The sequence below is a fragment of the Lysinibacillus sp. SGAir0095 genome (assembly GCF_005491425.1).
In the GTDB taxonomy this organism is placed as follows: Bacteria; Bacillota; Bacilli; order Bacillales_A; family Planococcaceae; genus Ureibacillus.
Map to the genome: position 1 here is coordinate 4053680 of NZ_CP028083.1, position 18796 is coordinate 4072475.

At 37.5% G+C, this 18796-nt stretch carries 12 protein-coding genes; 4 read left to right on the forward strand and 8 right to left on the reverse strand.

Translation table 11 applies throughout. The annotated features are described in order from the left end of the window. Positions 1-19 precede the first annotated feature (19 nt). Positions 20-4384, reverse strand: coding sequence for a S8 family serine peptidase (locus C1N55_RS19965; RefSeq protein ID WP_205758563.1), 4365 nt, complete (start codon positions 4382-4384; stop codon positions 20-22). 677 nt (positions 4385-5061) lie between these two features. Between C1N55_RS19965 and C1N55_RS19970 the strand changes: the two genes are divergently transcribed. After that, entirely contained in the window at positions 5062-5601 is a 540-nt protein-coding gene (locus tag C1N55_RS19970) for an ECF transporter S component (protein WP_137730402.1), read from the forward strand. Positions 5602-5664: 63 nt separating this feature from the next. Here the strand turns inward: C1N55_RS19970 and C1N55_RS19975 are convergent, their stop codons facing one another. Then, a complete protein-coding gene (locus C1N55_RS19975) occupies positions 5665-6273 on the reverse strand; it encodes a GNAT family N-acetyltransferase (protein ID WP_240758337.1) in 609 nt (202 codons plus the stop codon). Positions 6274-6527: 254 nt separating this feature from the next. Here C1N55_RS19975 and C1N55_RS19980 point away from each other — a divergent pair, with 254 nt between their 5' ends. Further along, positions 6528-7748: an ATP-grasp domain-containing protein gene (locus C1N55_RS19980; protein ID WP_137730404.1), complete on the forward strand. Its 1221-nt coding sequence runs from the start codon at positions 6528-6530 to the stop codon at positions 7746-7748. A 15-nt stretch (positions 7749-7763) separates the two neighbouring features. After that, complete coding sequence (locus tag C1N55_RS19985; protein WP_240758338.1) at positions 7764-9806, forward strand: hypothetical protein; 2043 nt, start codon at positions 7764-7766, stop codon at positions 9804-9806. A gap of 123 nt (positions 9807-9929) precedes the next feature. Here the strand turns inward: C1N55_RS19985 and C1N55_RS19990 are convergent, their stop codons facing one another. After that, positions 9930-10217, reverse strand: a complete 288-nt coding sequence (locus tag C1N55_RS19990; protein WP_137730405.1) for a hypothetical protein — start codon at positions 10215-10217, stop codon at positions 9930-9932. A gap of 758 nt (positions 10218-10975) precedes the next feature. On the opposite strand from C1N55_RS19990, the gene C1N55_RS19995 reads away from it, so the two are divergent. Beyond that, positions 10976-12802: a hypothetical protein gene (locus tag C1N55_RS19995; protein WP_137730406.1), complete on the forward strand. Its 1827-nt coding sequence runs from the start codon at positions 10976-10978 to the stop codon at positions 12800-12802. Between the two features lie 202 nt (positions 12803-13004). Here the strand turns inward: C1N55_RS19995 and C1N55_RS20000 are convergent, their stop codons facing one another. From C1N55_RS20000 to C1N55_RS20020, 5 genes are all read right to left on the reverse strand, one after another. Beyond that, positions 13005-14606: a gamma-glutamyltransferase family protein gene (locus C1N55_RS20000; RefSeq protein ID WP_137730407.1), complete on the reverse strand. Its 1602-nt coding sequence runs from the start codon at positions 14604-14606 to the stop codon at positions 13005-13007. 108 nt (positions 14607-14714) lie between these two features. Further along, positions 14715-15740 carry an acyltransferase gene (locus tag C1N55_RS20005; RefSeq protein WP_137730408.1) on the reverse strand — a complete coding sequence of 342 codons (1026 nt, stop codon included), beginning with the start codon at positions 15738-15740 and terminating at the stop codon, positions 14715-14717. A gap of 333 nt (positions 15741-16073) precedes the next feature. Continuing rightward, positions 16074-16352 (reverse strand): DUF2564 family protein, encoded by a 279-nt coding sequence (locus C1N55_RS20010; RefSeq protein WP_137730409.1) that lies wholly within the window; start codon positions 16350-16352, stop codon positions 16074-16076. 308 nt (positions 16353-16660) lie between these two features. After that, a complete protein-coding gene (locus C1N55_RS20015; RefSeq protein ID WP_137730410.1) occupies positions 16661-17275 on the reverse strand; it encodes an NUDIX hydrolase in 615 nt (204 codons plus the stop codon). 204 nt (positions 17276-17479) lie between these two features. Further along, positions 17480-18793: a GntP family permease gene (locus C1N55_RS20020; protein WP_137730713.1), complete on the reverse strand. Its 1314-nt coding sequence runs from the start codon at positions 18791-18793 to the stop codon at positions 17480-17482. Between the last annotated feature and the right edge of the window lie 3 nt (positions 18794-18796).

Genomic DNA, 18796 nt, shown 5'->3' on the forward strand with positions numbered 1-18796 from the left:
TGAGGGTCTTAGCGCAACTTTAAGGTTTTTTAATGGAAGTATTTCCAGTTTCTTTAACATCTGTTGATTTGGTATTGGATGCTTCTAAATTGATATAAAGTTTTCCAGCTGCTTTTGCTCGGGTTTCATTATTAAAGCTATCAACAGCTTTCACTTCAATTTGTGCGCCATCTGCAATTGTTCCATATGGGACTGTATAATATCCAACATAGTGTCCTGAGCTTTCTTCCATCATAGGTAACTCCGTTGCGTTTTGCAGCTGGCCACCTACGTTAGTCAAAGGCATATGAACCATAAATGTAGCTCTTAAACCTGGTTCACTATCAAATTCAATTTTTACGCTCTTACCAGTGACTAAGTTAAGATCAGTTGCTGGTTTCACGTTTTCAATAACAGGTGCATCAAAATCTGCGGATACAGTAAGTGATTTTGTTGCACGATTGCCTGCTAAATCCTGTGCAATTACTTTAATATTATTTGTTCCATTTTCCAGTAAAATACGTTGCGAGAATTTACCATTTGTTATAGTAGCTTTTTGCCCATTTACCTTGACAAATTCTAGGTTAGCATCTTCAACAGTACCCGTGACAGTTACTGACTCCCTTTTAATTTTCTCTCCATTTGCTGGGGCTGATATAGTAATTGTTGGGTTTGCTGAGTCTAATACAACCGTTACCGGCGAAGATTCTCCAGTTTTTCTGCCATCTAATGTGGAAGTAACTTTTAACTCGTTATTTCCCTCCACAAGCGACACCGGAATTTCAAATTGGCCGTTTTCGCTTACATTAGCAGAGCCAGCTGATTCTCCATTTTGTAGTAGCTCAATTGTTGTAGTTGGAGATGCCGTTCCTGTCACAGTCAATTCAGCTTCATTTGTAATAAAACTTTCCGTCGGAGCCGTAATGACTGGTGCATCTACTTCATAGCTTACTCGTGCACGGATCATATAGTTCCCTTCCTCAGCAGGGGACGGAGACCAAGAACCTGAGACAAATTGATAGCTTCTTCCAGCATTTGTACCATTTTCATCTGTACCCAGTCCCGGTGAATTCGTATTAGCAGCTGCTTGAATGTAAACCATATAGAAATCACCGTTTACAGTGATATTGTGTTCACGTAAGTCCACTACTGTCCATTCACCATTTCGAAGCGCCGTTGCATCGATCGGTCCGGCGATTTTTTTACCAGGTGCTCCACCTGATCCAGTTGCATCCCAAACTTCAATTTTAAAGTTCGTGCCTCCAGGGCTTGGCCAAGAAGTATCCCAGAAACGGAATACACCGTCTGTTACAATACCGCTTTTTTCACCATCCGGTAGTGACATTTTAACTGCCCATCCATTCCCGGCATCATAGAATGCACGAGCATTTTCTGCTGTACCGTCATCATAACCAATTTCTCCACCTGGATATGTGTAGAACGGTTCAAGGGAAACATCTTGTATTGCACCATCTGCATCGATTGAAACAGATACTTCTTTGCTATGGTATCCATTCGCCACAACTTTTAAAGTATAATCACCTTCGTAGGCAGTTAATGAATACTCTCCACTTGCATCAGTTGATACCGGTGTAATGTTAGCATCCTCTACAAGAAGTAAAGTTGCTCCTTCAATTGGCTCACCAGTTTGTGCATCACTAATTGAACCCGTTACTGTATTCTCAGGAAGCTCTTCTAAAGTAAAGTCGGCCGTAACAGCTTGATCAGCATCTAACGCAACCGTCTGTTCTTCTGATTCATATCCATACGCTCCAGCTTTTACAGTAAATGTACCCGCACTATGCATTAATGAGTAGGACCCATCAGCAGGATTTGTATAAACCGAACGACCTGATTCAAGAACACTAACTTGTGCACCAAGTGGAAGAAGAGTTGGATTTACAATCGTCTCAACGATTGGTGCTTTTGCTTTTTCAGGAAGCACTGGCTCAATTTTCGTTGGATCAACAGGCTTTTGCGTTTTGTCCTTTTCATTTTCAGCAGCCTTTTCGTCTTTTGTTAGTTTTTTCGATTTTTCAGCTTTAATCTTTTTAATAACGCCTAATTGATTTTTCGTAAGGGCTGTATTAGATAATGCCACATCATCAATATACCAGCCATCACGTAAAACACTGCCATCTGAATAAGCATTAAAACCAATATACACTCGTTGGCCTGCATACTCCGTTAAATTAATCTCTGAACTTAACCAACCATTCGAAACCCCAGATACTTGCTGTAATTGAGTCCAGTTTTCTAAATCAGTAGAAATAACGACATGACCATAATCCCATGCTCTTCCTGAAGAAGACATCTCAAAATTATGCCAATGCTTAAACTGCAGATAGCTGCTGCCCTCAGGTAAATCCACTGGAGGCATAATCAATGTTGCATTCATATTACTTTCATATGTGCCATCTAAATTAGTTGCATATACTTTCTCTCCCGAAGCTGCATTGCCTGGACCTGAGGTTGGTATTCCCCATTCCCAGCTATTTTCATTACCAAAGGAGCTCCAGCCAATAGGTTGTCCTTCAAAATCCTCAGAATAACCTGTTGTAATGCCTGGCTTTACTTGAACTGTATATTCATCACTTGTTACTTCATTATTACCAAAGTCATTGATTGTCCAGAAGTAAGTAAACTCATTTCCTGTAATCCAACTTCCTGGAATGACTACTGCAAACTCACCGGATTTGTAGTCGCCTGATGTACGTCCAGCTTCAATTGTTTGTACATCACCATTTCCATCAACATAGTTTAGGTTCACAGATGAAACGCTAATATTATCTGTAATAGAAATCGATAATGATAAATCCATTCCAGCATAGGTTTCCACAGGAGCTTCATGTTCAAATGTTGGTTCTTCCGTATCTTCCCCTTGCTTTGTTACTTGACCTTCAATTGTTCCAAGACCAGAAACAATAGATGATACAGCAGAATATGCATCCACTAAACCATAGCCATATCCATGGTTAGGAGAGGATGGATACTCCCCGTCTGTTAAAGGTGTTGCTGTATTTAATAGAATTTCTTCCATTTCATCAACCGTAATATTCGAATTTACTTGGCGAAGAAGGGCCGCAACTCCTGCTACAGCAGGACCAGCCATGGATGTACCATTCCATCCACCCTCATAGCCACCGCCTGGTACAGAAGAACGAATGTTAACCCCTGGAGCCGAAATATCTGGTTTGATTTCTTCATAAGGAGATGGTCCACGCAATGAGAAGCTTGCTACTTTGTTGTTGATATCAATTGCTCCTGTAGCAAAGGATTCAGGGTAGTTAGCAGGAGCTGCAACTGACCCTGGGCCACCTGGATTGAAGAGCGTTGTATTACCTGCTGAAAATTCCGGGAAAATTTCAGCTGCACGCCAGCTAATCACAACATCTCGGTACCATTCATCAAGTCCAGGTCCTCCACCCCAAGAGTTGTTTACTACATCTGGAGCTAGGTCAACTCGACTATTCCCTTCAGAATCTGTTGGAGCTAAAATCCATTCCGCAGCTTCTAAAAGATCTGCATCTGTACCCCCAGCAGGAGTGAACGCTTTGACGGAGATAAATTCTGCACCAGGTGCTACGCCGATTTGGTTTGAGCCATTTGGTTCGCTACCAACCATTGTACCTGTTACGTGAGTTCCATGCCCATCGTCATCGTATGGTTCAGCTTGTCCTGCTGTTGCGTCAAACCAGTTAAAATCATGATTTACATTACCCGTTGCCTCATTATAGCCTCGGTATTTTTCCTTCAAGGCTGGGTGATCCCAATCAACGCCCGTATCAATACTAGCTACAACAGTCCCAGAGCCATCAACGCCCATTTCCCATGTTTCAGGAGCCTTAACACGAGAAACATTCCACTCGACGTTAGCAACTTCTGATGCAGGAGTTTTAGCTTCTTCCGTTTTAGTTGTAACCAACTGTCTAGTTTCATTCGGAAGTACTTTTTCTACCTCAGTAAAGCTTGCAATCTTTTCGGCAATTTCTTTTGTTGCTGTTACTGCCATTCCATTAACAACATAATAAGAATCAAACTCTTCTACATTCCCATTTTTTTGTTCTTGCTCAAGAAAATTAATAACAGATGCTTGCGAATCAATGGAAGTTGCCTTCAACTCTGATACCACCGCAGAACGTTGAACTAACTTCGTATTTTGAGCGGATAAGTTTTTTTCTTCTGCTGTTTTACGAGCCTGATCGGCAACCTTCTGGGCATCTGCTTTTTCTTTAAACTTGACTAGAAAGGTAACCTTTTCTTTGTCCTTAAAATTCGTTAGTAATCGTTCACTAATTTTTTCTTTTGCAAGACCATTAGACACACTAGATTGTCTTAAAGACTCATGCAGCTTATTGACTTCTTGCGCACTTGCTACGTTAGGTGCTATTAATGATACTGTCATAAGTAAAGAAGCTGTAATGCTTAAAACTTTGGTTGAACGTTTCTTTTTCAAAAAACTCTCCTCCTCCCGAAATTAACAACAACCTGTTCACCTACCGTATTGTCTAATCCAGTACTCCTTTCTTTACGAGAATTGAGGTTAACAGCAGCCCCAGATGTTCTTAATCGTTCTAGTTGTAAAAACTACTATATAGTAATGTAAGTATATTTTTTGTCTAAATTTGTAAATTATCTTCCATCATTTAGTAATTTGATTATTTGTAACTATTTGGGAATAATTGTTTTAAGTCATTAGAGGGAAGTATCCTAGTCTGAAATTACTCAAAATGCGGGAAATAGAAAGTTTTATAAGGGGAAATATACAGCAAAAGAAAAAAAATGATTAGTTAATCCTATCCAGTCAACTTAAACTTACAATCAGCGCTTAAAGAATAAGAGATTTTAAAAGTAAAAAGTACTAATTACCATTTCAAAATGATAACAATCACCCCCTTTTTCAGTCCTACACAACTTGCATTTTAAGTCATTTTAACTAGTTGAAAAAATGAAGGTTTTCTTTTGTATCGATTTTCTCATTTAATCTGACCTTAAAACTTTTTAAAAAAGTGATACTTTTTTTAATACCAGTCATCTGCTATTGTTATCTGTAAATTCTTAAAGTAAGAAAGGATATTTAAGATGCAAAAAACACTCGATTATTCAAGCACACGAACAAAAACCTTTGATTTAATTATTTCGGCACTCCTTATTGCACTCGTATTTGTTGCTACAGTCTTCTTAAATATTAAACTACCAATTGGAGGAAATGGTGGTTTAGTTCATCTTGGCACTGGAATGCTCTTTGTCGCCTCCATTTTGTTTGGCCCTAAAAAAGGCGCTATCGCAGGCAGTTTAGGGATGGCATTATTTGATTTAATGTCAGGATGGACAATTTGGGCACCAGGCACATTTATCGCCCGAGGTTTGCAGGGGTATATAGCAGGGAAAATAGCTTGGTCAAACGGGAAAAATGGTAATAGCGTTGGATTAAATTTACTTGCCATGATCGTTTCAGTTCCTGTGATGCTAGTAGTCTATTATCTGTATGAGTCCATTATTTTTGGCAACTGGATCGTGCCTTTAGGCTCAATACCAGGGAACCTAATACAAAATGCTGTAGGGATGCTTGTAGCTATTCCAGTTTGTATTGTATTAAAAAGAACCCCTCTATTTAAATAAATTTCTAAAAGATTGGAAAGGAGAGAGCTTAATATTATAGCTCTCTCCCTTTTTGTGATTTATTTAGTTTACCTCTAGCAAGCTTTTTCTTAGCCAAAGTACATCGGCTACTGATTGAGGTTCCACACCATATAATTCTTGTGTTTTATAAGCATGGACATTTGTGTAAATTTCACTCATTTTCTCTAATACCCAGTCTTCGGCACATTTCTCAATAGACCAACAGTAAATATCCATTTTATTTAATTCCTTTGAGACATTGTGGATTCTTTCATAGCCGATATTCTCCATTTTCAAAAAGCCATGACGTTCATAAAAACGGATTCTTTTTTCAGAGTCACCATCCTCTATTGTAACAGGCTCTACTTCCAGAATAATGGCCTTCCCTTTTTCCTTAAACAGGTTTAATACCTTGCCTCCGATTCCCTTCCCACGAGTGTTTCCTGATACTAATATATAATCTATAAAAACATAATCCTGTTGTTCAAAATAAACAACAACATAATCGTTCCCTTCCATTACTTGATAGAGTTCATTTTTCTCTTTTAAAAGTGTTTCAAAGTGTTGCTTCGATTTCATCTCTCTCTCTGGAAAATATTCCTTCAGTCTTTCATACCAGTCTTTTCCCCCAAGTAACTCTCCAACTAGACTTTCTCTTCTCTGAATTAGCAATTTAAAATTCTCCCTTAGTGTCATTTTTTTCTCTATTCACAGAAGCCTGAAATTTTAGCCATTCACATTTTATCATTAGCCTCGTCGACATATACATAGGATAAAATGTAAAAATTGTTAATGTTTTTGAAATCTTTAGAATATTTTGTCGAAAGGATTTCAATTCGTTTTTTTTTTAGTAAAATAAAGTTCGCAAAGATTCTTTTGCTTTAGCAAGTCAAAAATATTTTCAAGAGACGGGAGATTTTTGGAGAATGAATGCAAATCACAACCAAACAACTGCACTACTTGGATGGAGTCTACAAGCAATCGAAGCAATCGATAAAATGGGGCGTCCCTTTGTTGTCGTCGGACCGCCTGAATTTCAAGCATTTGCTGATAAAAACGAAATTTCATTTGTACCATGGCAGTTCAATACCCCAATTGAACGATCATTTGAATTATATGAAAAGTTAAAAGAACTGAATGTCAAATTAACGGTTCCTATATACGAGGAAACAGTGGAATGGGCTGGCATGATGAATTCTTTACTCTTTGAAAACCCTAAACTATTTAACAAATCCCTATTACTACGAGATAAAGGATTAATGAAACGTCGTGCCCACATAGGAGGACTTCGTGTAGGTATATTTGAAGAAGCCTACAATAAAGAAGATATCACTCGATTCTTCAAAAGAATCAATCAAGCACTAATCAGACTAGATGAGGACCAGCTTGAACCAATTCACGTGAAACCCTTCGATAAAGCCGGTACAGTTGGTCATCGAATGATTAGAGAAGAAAAAGATATTGATGAAATTGATGATGAGGAATTCCCGTTATTAATGGAAAGTCACTTAGAGGGACAGGAATTTTCATGTGAAGCCTTTATTCATAACCGCCAGGTAAAATTTTTAAATATAACGGAATATGTAAAGCTTGGTCACTCCAACTTTGTTCCAGCCTCTCCTACACTGGAAAAGTGGAGACCTCAAATTCTTGGAGAAATTGAAAAGCTTGTAAATGCCTTTGAAGTAGACTTTGGCATCATTCATCCTGAATTTTTCATCACTCCTAATGGCGAAATTTATTTCGGTGAGGTAGCAAATCGAATACCGGGTGGTCATATCTTCGAGCATATCGAAAAAGCTTATGGCTTTAGCCCATATCAAGGCCAAGTTCTTTGCTGTGACCCAGATACAACAGAAGAACAGCTAAACGCCTTTTTCCCTAAAGAAGTCGTATCAGCAAAAGGGCACTCTGGCAACTTAATGGTTTATCCAAAAGTTAAAGCAATTTCAAGGCTCAATATCCCAACAGAATTAAAAGAGCACCCTTATTTTGTGAAACACAATATGTTTATTCCGGCCTCATCTAAAGTAGCTGAACGTGTAGGGTTTGGTAATCATTATGGTTCCATCAATTTTTTTGGTGAAGACGCAGAGGAAATGAGAAAGCTTTTAGAAGAATTTGAAAAACATAATTTCTACTTATAAGGAGTGTATTAAAGGATGAGTCCTACTGTTACAACGGAAAAAAAGTCTACTGCCCAAACGAAACGACGAGCAACAGGTGCCTCCAGAACAAGAAAAGCTGTAAAACCAATCGATCTTCTAGAAAACAAATTTAAAGAGGCATTGACTATTCTCAATCAGGCAAAGCCTTTTGCGAAAGGTTTGTATCAAACAGATGTTTTCCAGTTAGCTAATGAGTTGGCATGCATGGATGGAGGAATGGCTGTACTTGATAAATATGCCCATCAGTTTGATGAAGCAGGTGTATTCCTCTCTGGGGATTGGGAAGATCCAACGAAGTTACAGCCTCCATTCGTAGGGAATTCTTTAAGATTAAGAGGTATTTATTCCATTCTCGAATTGCTGAGCGAAATGCGTATGCTAGCCATTGCAAAGGGGACTTACAAGCATGAAAGCATCTCAAAAGAAGAAGCTTGTGTATTTTTAAATGAAGTGGTTGCTCTAAATCTCAATCTTCTATCTCTCGAAGATTCTGCAACTACAGACGCTCCACCAGAAGAACATATCGTTCGCGCACAAAATCTTTTAACTTATCTTGGCCAAGAACTATCATTTAAAGAAGTAGCTGACCAGATGATTATAGAGATTGACCGATTAACGGTGCAACGCCCAATTATCACTCGCAGAATTATAGAAATGATTCAGTTGTCTCAGCAATTAGCAACTAGCGAGCTTGATCACGAGACTTTAGAGGCAATAGATAAATATACAAAGGCGATTGGTGCTCCAACACCCATAAGTAATCAAGCATCTAACCAAAGGGAATACCGATTAAAAATAGAGCATGCAACAGAGGAAGAACTAACTGTCGAGGCAAAATTGTTTGCTCAATCCATGAAGGAAACTGGCCTAGTTTCACCTTTCCATACGGTGTTAGTTCGCTTCCTGAACCGAAAAAAACCTACTATACTCCCAACTGCCCTTTCATTAACAGATTCAGGCAGTGCAAGCTTTGATGAAAATCAAAAGCTAATTTATGATATTGTGCAGATTGCCATTTATCCTGAAACGAGACAAGCCATTTACGGTCTTTCAAGTATGTTGAATCGAGGAGTGCTGAAGATTGAATCTTTAGTTCCTTCCATTCAACAATTATTTGAACTGCCTATACATGCGGAAGTACGAAGAGCCGTTTCAATTTTTGTTCATGAACAAAGTGGAATTAGTCTAAATGGTATCCTAATTGCCGGGGTAATAAGTGTGCTTGGGCAACCACTTGGTATTGGTCAAGGGCAAAATCCTATATGTCAATCTGCAAGAGCACTCTCTCTTTGGGCACAGTTTAATCCTAGTCAATTGCTGACGTATATTATCCATGCAGCACGTGATAACAATATCGAGATGACCTTTGAGAATGAACCTATCAATTCCAGTCTTTTAAAAGAAGGCGTTGCGGGTAGCATCCAACAGGATTTAGATGTTGTCTCGAATTTGTTGGTCCCTCATCTTGATAAAATCTATAACGAGATGATTAAACGGACTCTTCTACGCGGAGAGGATGGTCATAAGTGGGTAAACCGTGAGTTTTATGGTGAGTGGATTCCTAGTGGTTTTCTCAATGCGATTGACCAGCTTACATTAAACGTTACAAACTACTCGGCGTTTGTAAAATTGTTCTATGCTACACACCACCCTGAGTACAATGAGGGCTCAAAACTAATTTATCCCAACCCAGTAGGCATCTTCCTTACAAATGTACACGGGGAGCTTTTAGGCCTTCACGCCGTTTCTATCCAACGAATTGAGCGTGATAAGAACGGGGACTATCGAGTTTATTTCTATAATCCAAATAATGATAGCACACAAAATTGGGGGCAAGGTATCAAGGCAAGCGTGTCAGGCTTTGGTGAATTAGAGGGGGAATCCAGCCTTCCTTTCTATGAATTTGTTTCTAGAATGTATGCCTACCATTATAATCCGTATGAACAAGGTGATACGTTTATGGTAGAAGATAGTTTAGTAGATACCATTGAATCTCTAGCTAAGGAAAGCTGGGGCAAAAGCTATACTTGGGCGTAAATTTTGTTAGCATGTTACTCTTAAACGAAAAAAAAGATGATGTCTGGAATGTACAGGCGTCATCTTTTCATTTACTTTACCAATTAAATATATTCAATTGAACCATAGAGCGTACCATTCCGGTTATTTCCCATTAGCCAAACTCCATTGTGATGAAGCGAAAAATTCTTTTATTTTAATTGCTAATTGTTCCTTATCTTCACTTTTTCTTATTTTATGCTCTATTATTAAACTTGATAGTTCCTTGTTCGTTTCAAATACCTCTTGGTGTTGCTGATATAACTGATACACTTCCGGATAGTTGCTAGATAATTTATCCATCTTGGTATTTATTTTATGTTGAGGTGTTCCAAAGCCCAAGGAAGTGTAAATAGAAAAAGCAATGTCGATTAAAATATCTAAAATAAACATTTTTTTCACCTCATATTATTCAAATGATTTAGTGTGAATTGTGTAAATCTAAAAAAAGGTTACCCCTTTTGTTTGGAATGTTGTTATTCAAGATACAGTAAGGTTATTTAAATAACCCGCACTTCTTGTTAATAGGCAATATTTATCCATCGAAAAAGGAAAAATAGTAAAATTACTCTTTGTGGGAGCGGTCTATTATCTGGAATTTCTCAGTAGTGTAATTTATAATTACTGTTAATATCTTGAAACTATCTATAATCTAACTGATATCTTCCCAAAATAAAAGTAATAATTTGTAAATTTTTAAGAACGGTAAATTATGAATATTGTAACGACATCATTAGACAACAAACTTCAAACAATTAAGAAAAAGGATACAGGACCATTTATTTATTTTTTTCCAAATAATACTCGATTGTAAATAAAAGTTATTCATGTTATATCATTCTTTTATAAAAACAATTCCTCATCTATTAGGAATGTTCCCAACGTAAAATTCACTGTTCCATCAACACCTTTTCGAAATAAGTTCCAATGTTATTCCCCAATATTAAAAGCTTCAGTAGATCTGCTCTAAGATTTTTTTATTTTGAACTGACTTTCTTCTAAATTAATTCACCGTTCCTTGGTACATTTACCAAAAAATTAAATATTCTAATAATAATGCAATTTCTCCCGTTATTAACAAAAATTGTTTAAAAACCGTCAAATTTGTCAATTGTAATTTATAGGAAAAATACGGGAAAGGAGAATGAGTTATGGGACTTTACCTTTTCTCATCTGAGAATGCATTTCAAAAAGCCTTTCAACAATTGTTACAAGTACCCTTATTAAGTAAAAAACTCTATCAAGAAACAGTTTTGACCGAAGCCTTGAATTTTCTTAAAGAGCCTATTGGTTTAGATAAATTGTATCAATATGCCCCTTTATTCGATCAATCAGGGCTTTTTCTAGGAAAGCCTTGGGAGGACGTTCAAAAACTTGATGCTACCTTAGTTAGAGGAACGCTTCATGCAGGGGGTACCACAGCTGCTGCTGAGTCCTTGAGTGATTTAAGAATTCTTGCCATTGCAAGAGGCGACTATGTTCATCCCCAAATGTCCTCTTATGAAGCAGCAGATTTTTTAACGAAGGTTTTGGCATTAAATATTGATTTGCTCATTATGAAGGAAACAGAGGAAAATCGAGTAAAGCAGCTCTATAAAGACGAACAGGCATCAGAGCTCTTGCATTTTATCTCACAACATTGTTTTTCATCTCGTGTTTTTGAGAACCTCTACCAAGAGATTGATAATCTTGCTGTTCAAAGGCCTATTGTAACCAATAAAATCCTAAAGCTCATCGCTAGTGCCCAGAAGTTAGCTGGAGGATTAGATGAAACAAATCCAAAACTAAAGGATTATGAAAGAGCTGTCTATTCGCCCTCGGTTTTAGCCGCGGGTCCATTAGAAAGCTATGAGCAAAAATTAAAGACGTGCAATGATGTGGTATTAGCGAAAGAAGCAGCGCAATTTCGTCACACTATGCTACAAACCGGGTTAGCCTCTCCTTACCATGTTGTATTATTACATTATTTAAATAATGAGAAGCCACACCTGCTAAAAGAATTACTTGCTGTGGATGAAATAGCGAAGAGCAATTTACAAGCGAATTTATCCCTAATCTCATCACTTATTAATTCTTCCATTACAATTAAAACTAGAAGAAGTATTTATGGATTACTTCGTTTTTTACAACGCGATATTTTTACTCCTGAACTCATAAAAGAATTGGAAGAACTAATGAAAGCTCCTACCTCCGAGACAATCGCAAACATTCTTTCTCCAGTTCATCAATTGACCAATAAAGATGCTTTAAGTGCTGTTCTAATATCCGAAGTGTTAAATATATTAGGAACACCTTTAGGGATTGGGCAAGGCTTTAATCCGACATGCCAATCAACAAGGGCCATCAGTTATTGGGCTCAGAAGAAGCCGGTTCTGCTCCTGAAAATATTGAATGAGTTTTTAAGGACAGGTACACTCTCCTTTACTTTTGAAGGTAGAGAGATTTCGACCAAGACACTTGCACCCGTCCCACTAGAAGATACCATTAATATTGATGCAATTTCCTTACTGTTAGTACCACATTTGGATGCAATCTATTTTGAGTTGTTAAAATTGGCTGATGGTCGCGGGCAAGATGCACATAAATGGATTAATCCTGCATTTCATACGATAGGCGTATGGTCTGGATTTTCAGATATTTATACTGATTTAGAGTTTCAAATGAATTTCCGTCGTTACTATCATCCGATATACAACCCAAACGTCAATGAAGGTCTTCCACAGCCTGCAGGGATTACGATTTATAACCGTTCCGGTCAGGTATTAGGGGCTCATGCTATTCTCATCCAAAGGATTGATACAGATCCATCAGGCGTCATACGTGTTTATTTCTACAACCCAAATAATGACAGTCTTCAAATTTGGGGAAAATCAATCCATACGAGCGTGACTGGAAATGGCGAACTTGAAGGCGAGTCTTCCCTTCCTTTTGAAGAATTTATTACTTTTTTATATGCCTTCCATTACCCAATACAATAGCCGAATTTAGATGAGTGGGGTTTATTAGGAGGATAACAAATGTAGCGCGAATAGATCCCACTTATGCATACTAAATACCTTGTTTAGATGGATTAAATCTTCCTTTGATGCATCTAAATAAAGTATTTTTTCATTATTAAAAGGAAATGCGAAATTTCACATTTCCTTTTACCTAACTTTTCAACTATTCAATCAATTCTAGTTACCAAGCTGCAACGATTCCATCCGTTCTTGATTCGGTGCCTCCTGCTAAAACGCCAGTTTGTGCATTTCTCCAAATTATTTGCCCTCGTCCAAAGCTACCACCGTCAGGCAGAACTTCAATTTCATGGCCTTTTCTTTGTAATGCCTGCACTAAATAATTCGGAAACTCCGCTTCCACATGCACCCTCTTTCCACCAACCCATTGCCATCTCGGTAGATCAAGTGCCGCTTGTGGATTCAACAAGTAATCAATTGTATTTGAGACTACCTGGAAGTGTCCTTGAGGTTGCATATAGCCGCCCATCACCCCGAATGGGCCCACAGCATCTCCATCCTTCGTTAAAAATCCTGGAATAATTGTATGGAATGTTCGTTTCCCTGGCTTTAAATAGTTCGGATGGTTTTCATCCAAAGAAAAATCTGCTCCACGATTTTGTAAGCTGATGCCAGTACCAGGAATAACAATACCAGATCCAAATCCCATATAATTACTTTGAATAAATGACACCATATTCCCCTCATCATCCGCAGTAGCTAGGTATACTGTGCCACCCTTTGGCAATTCATAAGGCTTTGGATCAATTGCCTTTTCATGAATTTCATTTGCTCGGATTGAAGCGTAATCTTTTGATAGTAATCGTTCAACACTGATAGGCATTTCCTTTTGTTCTGTGATAAACGCCTGTCCATCAGTAAATGCTAGTTTCATAGCCTCAATTTGCTGATGATATGTATCTGCATTTTGCCATTTAGGCTCTTCTAGCTCTTCAAATATATTTAGCGCCATTAAGGCAACCATGCCTTGACCATTCGGTGGGATTTCCCAAACATCGTAGCCTCGATAATTTGTGGAAATTGGTTTTACCCATTCTACTTGGTATGAAGCTAAGTCACTTTTTCTTAGGAACCCCCCATGCTCTATCATGAATTCCTCCACTTTTTGAGCCAATTCACCTTCATAAAAATCTCTGGCATCTGTTCTAGCAATAGCTTTTAATGTTTCAGCATGCCCCTTTGAACTCCATATTTCACCGATTTCAGGAGGACGCCCATTGGGTGCAAATGTCTCAAACCAATGTGAAAATTCCGATCCTTCCAGCTTTTTATAGGCATTATATGCTCTGCTCCAATATTTCCCGAGTATCGGTGTTAAAGGAAAACCTTCCTCTGCATAAGCAATAGCTGGCTTTAACGTTTCTGCTAGAGACAATCTACCAAACTTTTTAGAAAGCTCTGCCCAAGCAGCAGGAGCACCCGGCACAGTAATTGGAGTTAACCCCAATTTTGGCATTATGTCATAACCTTGAGCTTTGACTTTATCGGCAGTTAGTAGTTCAGGAGAAGGGCCAGATGCATTTAGTCCATGAAGCTCTCCCTTTACCCAAACAAGCGCAAAGGCATCCCCACCAATTCCATTTGAAGTAGGTTCCAAAACCGTGAGTGCTGCTGCAGTAGCAATAGCAGCATCAATCGCATTGCCACCTCTTTTAAGTATTTCAAGCCCCGCTTGAGCTGCTAGGGGTTGTGAAGTTGCGACCATGCCCTTTTTCGCAAAAACTGTATGTCTTTTCGATGGAAATGGATGATTTAAGTAATCCAACTGTTTCACTCCTCTAAGATATTAGTAATCTAATAGTTTAAAAAAACGGCTTTGCCCTAATGGACAAACCGTTTTTTTAATATTGTAACAATTATATCATTTTGTTTATTAAACTACTTTCTTCAAAACCGGTATGAGAGAAATAATAAATGCCACTATAACGCAAAGGGAAAATACCAGAATCGCGATAAACGGTGTTGTTACTATTAAATGATCCTTGTACAAGAAATTAAGATAACTGCTTTCACGGAAGTATTGTAAAAAGAATGGATGCATTAAATAAACACCGAATGTTAATGCACTAATTTTCGTCAGAAGTTTTGTACGCTTCATTTTAAAATTAAATGCATATTTGAAGAATACAAAGATGGCAATGGACATGAATAAAACATTCGGTGAATAATATTCATATAAAATCGAATAAAAACTGCCAGCTTTTAAAGAGTAAAAATGGGTTACTATAAAGGTCATTAAATATCCAACGATTCCCATGAAATAAATTATAAGTCTTTCAGTTTTTTTAAAGGATCGGTTAAATAGAACGTAGCCTAATAAAAAATAGCCTAAGTAAGTACCAAATACGCCAAAATTATTAATATTTAAAATGGGAATCATGCTATTAATAAAAGGAACGATAGAGCACAAGGTAAACCATACGATCAATATATAGATATTAATTTTTTCATTTGAATGTTTCACAAATATTATCAGGATAGGTGCAAATAAATATACTGCGATTAGTGCATAAAAGAACCATAGATGTGTTGCTATTCCATTATTCGCTAAACCTACGATAAAATGACGAATGTCTACTGTCTGACTGGAAACTAAAAAATAGAAGATACTAAAAAATAAAAATGGTATCAAAATTTTGCTAAATCTTTTTTTAAGGAAAAAATTTAAATCGAACTCTCTTTTCGAATTTAGTAATAGTGCACCACTAATCATGAAGAATATAGGTACACTCCATCGAGTCGCACTATTTATGATATTCCCTTGAATGAAATGCTCTGTGTTGCTTTCAGTTATTTTTACTAATAACGGTGCAGATGTATGCAAAAGGACAACTGCAAAAGCAGCAAATATCCTCAAAAAATCAATATAAACGATTTGCTCTTTATGCTGTTCTTTCATAGAATTTAAGATTCCTCCGGCTGTCTTCTAAGATGAAAAAATAATAGTTACAGTTTAACTAATAACAAATCACTTAGGAAGCTTCTTTCTATAAATTTCATCTTTTTGTAGAAATCCATCCAAAATTTTCTAAATCTCTTCAGAAAATGTAATGGAATCGATATAACAAGGACCATTTCCCTTAAAAAGATTACCGAGTTTAATTTCTCCTTACTTCAAAATCTACTTATACTTCCTAAATACTTATTCTTTACAAAGATTTCTTTATAATATGCGTTAAATGGGAAACACTAAAAAACCCCCGTAGCTTTATGCCATACGGGAGTTGAATTATTACTGTTCTTCTACAATTTCTTTGACTTCATTTAATTGTTGCTTTGCTTGCTCTAAAAACTCTTTATTTTGTTCAACAGTATCCATATGCTCGTTAACTTGAACAGCATTTTGGAATGCATTTTCTGCATGTTCTATTGAGTTGAAAGCATGCTCAACCGCTATTTCCTGAGGATGGGACATCGCTTGTTTTACTGCACGATCTGCTTTTTGAACAGAGTTACTAAACAACGTACTTGGATGGTCTTGTTTCCAACTTGTATCTGAGTGCTTAGCCAATTTTGCATCTTCCCTTCAAAGAGATTCGATAACACGACGTTTATCTAGATTTAGTATTGTAATAACTCCGGAAAATATGCGCAGGCTAAAGCGAAGAAAATATTGAGAAATTAATCCACTAATAACAACCGAATTTATAAAACAGTAAATGACATTTCCACTGGCTATGAATACTTTAACTGAAGTAGTCGAGCGAATAGAAGGTTTAGTGAAAAAGATATAAAAGTAAAATCCTAAAAAATCCTTAGCTCATTTTTAGAAGTAAAGATTTTTTAGGTTTTCCAGAAAATGAAATGATCCTTCTACTTTCATCTCAATCGCTCGATAAAATATTTTAGAATTCGAGCTGTCAGTCCCCATATGGTATAGCCTTCAAAATCAAAAAACCATTCTTCGATGGCACGTGCTCTCCATTGATACTTAGCTCCATTCACGATTTTATGGAATGGAAAATCGATTGAAGGTCTTGGTTCCACTGATACCAAATGACAATATGGCTCATAATTCAATAACCATTTTAGTGGTACAGTAAATATTTTCTCTACTTCGTCTTTATTATAAGAATCGAGTGAATCGGCATGAAGAACAGCTACAAACGGATAGACGACAAATGAAGAAGAAGTGACAAATGGACTTAAATTTGCAATTACTTCAATTGAATCTTTTTTAATCCCTAATTCTTCATGAGTTTCCCTTATGGCTGCTTCTTCGGGAGATGCATCTGTCGGATCGATTTTACCGCCAGGAAAACTAATATCTCCAGGTTGCTTTCTCATCTTAAGCGAGCGAACCTCGAAAAGAACATGCCATTCTTCCTCTACCTGAACTAACGGAATCAACACTGCCGAACGAAAAGCCGTATCCTCTCCTATAAATAGAGGTTGTTTCTGATTTAATTGGTCCCTCAGTTTATCTACACCCATAACGTTTCCCCCAAAATGCTTTCTTTCTCTCTTTATCGTATCACGACAGATATATCGGTTAGAAGATTTACATTATTTATTAACTTAAAAGGTATTTATGAGGTTGAATTTGGTTTTATTTAAATATATTCAGTTCGAGTTCAAAAATATAGCTCTCAACACAAAATACCCAACAAACAAATTCGTTTGTTGGGTATTTAACTTCTATAATCCGATTGAAAACAAGATAACGGCTAGAATTGTTCCGATTGCTGGAACAACCACGGTTAATGCACCAAACATTGGATAGGCATCCTTGTGGGTTTCTCCTGCAATAGATCGGATGGTTGTCACTACATACCCTCCTGATGGAAGTGAATCAAGGGAACCAGAGGATATGGCAACAACTCGGTGTAAGGCATCAGGGTTAACACCTAAATCTAGATAGTGCGGTGCTAGTAATGGTAAGGCAATCGCCTGCCCTCCTGAAGATGAACCGGTTAAGCCGGCTATAACCGCTACGGCCAGTGCCCCTCCAATTAGAGGACTGCCGGGAATATCCGTCATAAAAGCAACGGATTGTTCAAATGCTGATGTAGCTTTTACTACTCCGCCGAATCCTACTACTGCAGATGTGTTGGCAATCGCAATAATCGCACCAATTGTACCATCCGTAATCGCTTTTCCAACATTTGTAAAGTACTTTCGATTAATTAAATACGTTGCAATACTTCCACTTGTTAATGCAATAATCAATGCGGACTGCTTCAAAGAATCATGGAAGATAAATGAAATTACCAAGACCACAATTAAAGGAATTAAACTAAGCAATGGATTTGGTAATGCTTCTCTAACCTCATGATGATCTGATTCTCTTTCAATAAATGTTTCACCTTTATTAACAGCTCTTTGTATGACTTTCGTTAACCACCAATAGCCAAAGATCATCATAAATACAGCCACAATTAAACTAACCTGCCAACCTGCATAAGCGTTCGTTCCTAAAAATTCAATTGGAATCCAGTTTTGAATTTCAGGTGACCCTGCTGAAGTCATTGTAAAAGTAGTTGAACCAAAGGCAAGTGCCGCTGGAATAAACCTTCTCGGCAAGTTCGCCTCCTTAAATAAGCTAAGTGCCATTGGATATACTGAAAATGCCACTACGAACAAGCTTACTCCACCGTAGGTAAGTACAGCACAGGCAATAATAACTGCTAACGCCGCACGTTTCATCCCAATTTTTGAAACTATCCATTTTGATATACTATCAGCTGCACCACTATCTTCCATAACTTTTCCAAAGATAGCACCAGTCAAGAACATTAAATACCATGAGGCAATAAAGCCCGAAAACCCGGTCATATAGTTCGTTAAAAAGTTTGCCGCACCTTCTTCAGCAAGCTGCGGAAACAATGGTAAACCATTTAAAATTGTTACAAACAACGCCGAAAGCGGAGCTGCAATTAGTAAGTTCATCCCCTTCATGGATAGATAGATCAGTAATGCTAATCCACCAAATAACCCAATAAACCCCAACACCAT

Excerpts from the sequence above, each read along its gene's own strand:
- C1N55_RS19970 (WP_137730402.1), top strand. The coding sequence starts at position 5,062 with ATGCAAAAAACACTCGATTATTCAAGCACACGAACAAAAACCTTTGAT.
- C1N55_RS20015 (WP_137730410.1), bottom strand. The coding sequence starts at position 17,275 with ATGGGTGTAGATAAACTGAGGGACCAATTAAATCAGAAACAACCTCTA.
- C1N55_RS19990 (WP_137730405.1), bottom strand. The coding sequence starts at position 10,217 with ATGTTTATTTTAGATATTTTAATCGACATTGCTTTTTCTATTTACACT.
- C1N55_RS20005 (WP_137730408.1), bottom strand. The coding sequence starts at position 15,740 with ATGAAAGAACAGCATAAAGAGCAAATCGTTTATATTGATTTTTTGAGG.
- C1N55_RS19980 (WP_137730404.1), top strand. The coding sequence starts at position 6,528 with ATGAATGCAAATCACAACCAAACAACTGCACTACTTGGATGGAGTCTA.
- C1N55_RS19985 (WP_240758338.1), top strand. The coding sequence starts at position 7,764 with ATGAGTCCTACTGTTACAACGGAAAAAAAGTCTACTGCCCAAACGAAA.
- C1N55_RS19995 (WP_137730406.1), top strand. The coding sequence starts at position 10,976 with ATGGGACTTTACCTTTTCTCATCTGAGAATGCATTTCAAAAAGCCTTT.
- C1N55_RS19965 (WP_205758563.1), bottom strand. The coding sequence starts at position 4,384 with ATGACAGTATCATTAATAGCACCTAACGTAGCAAGTGCGCAAGAAGTC.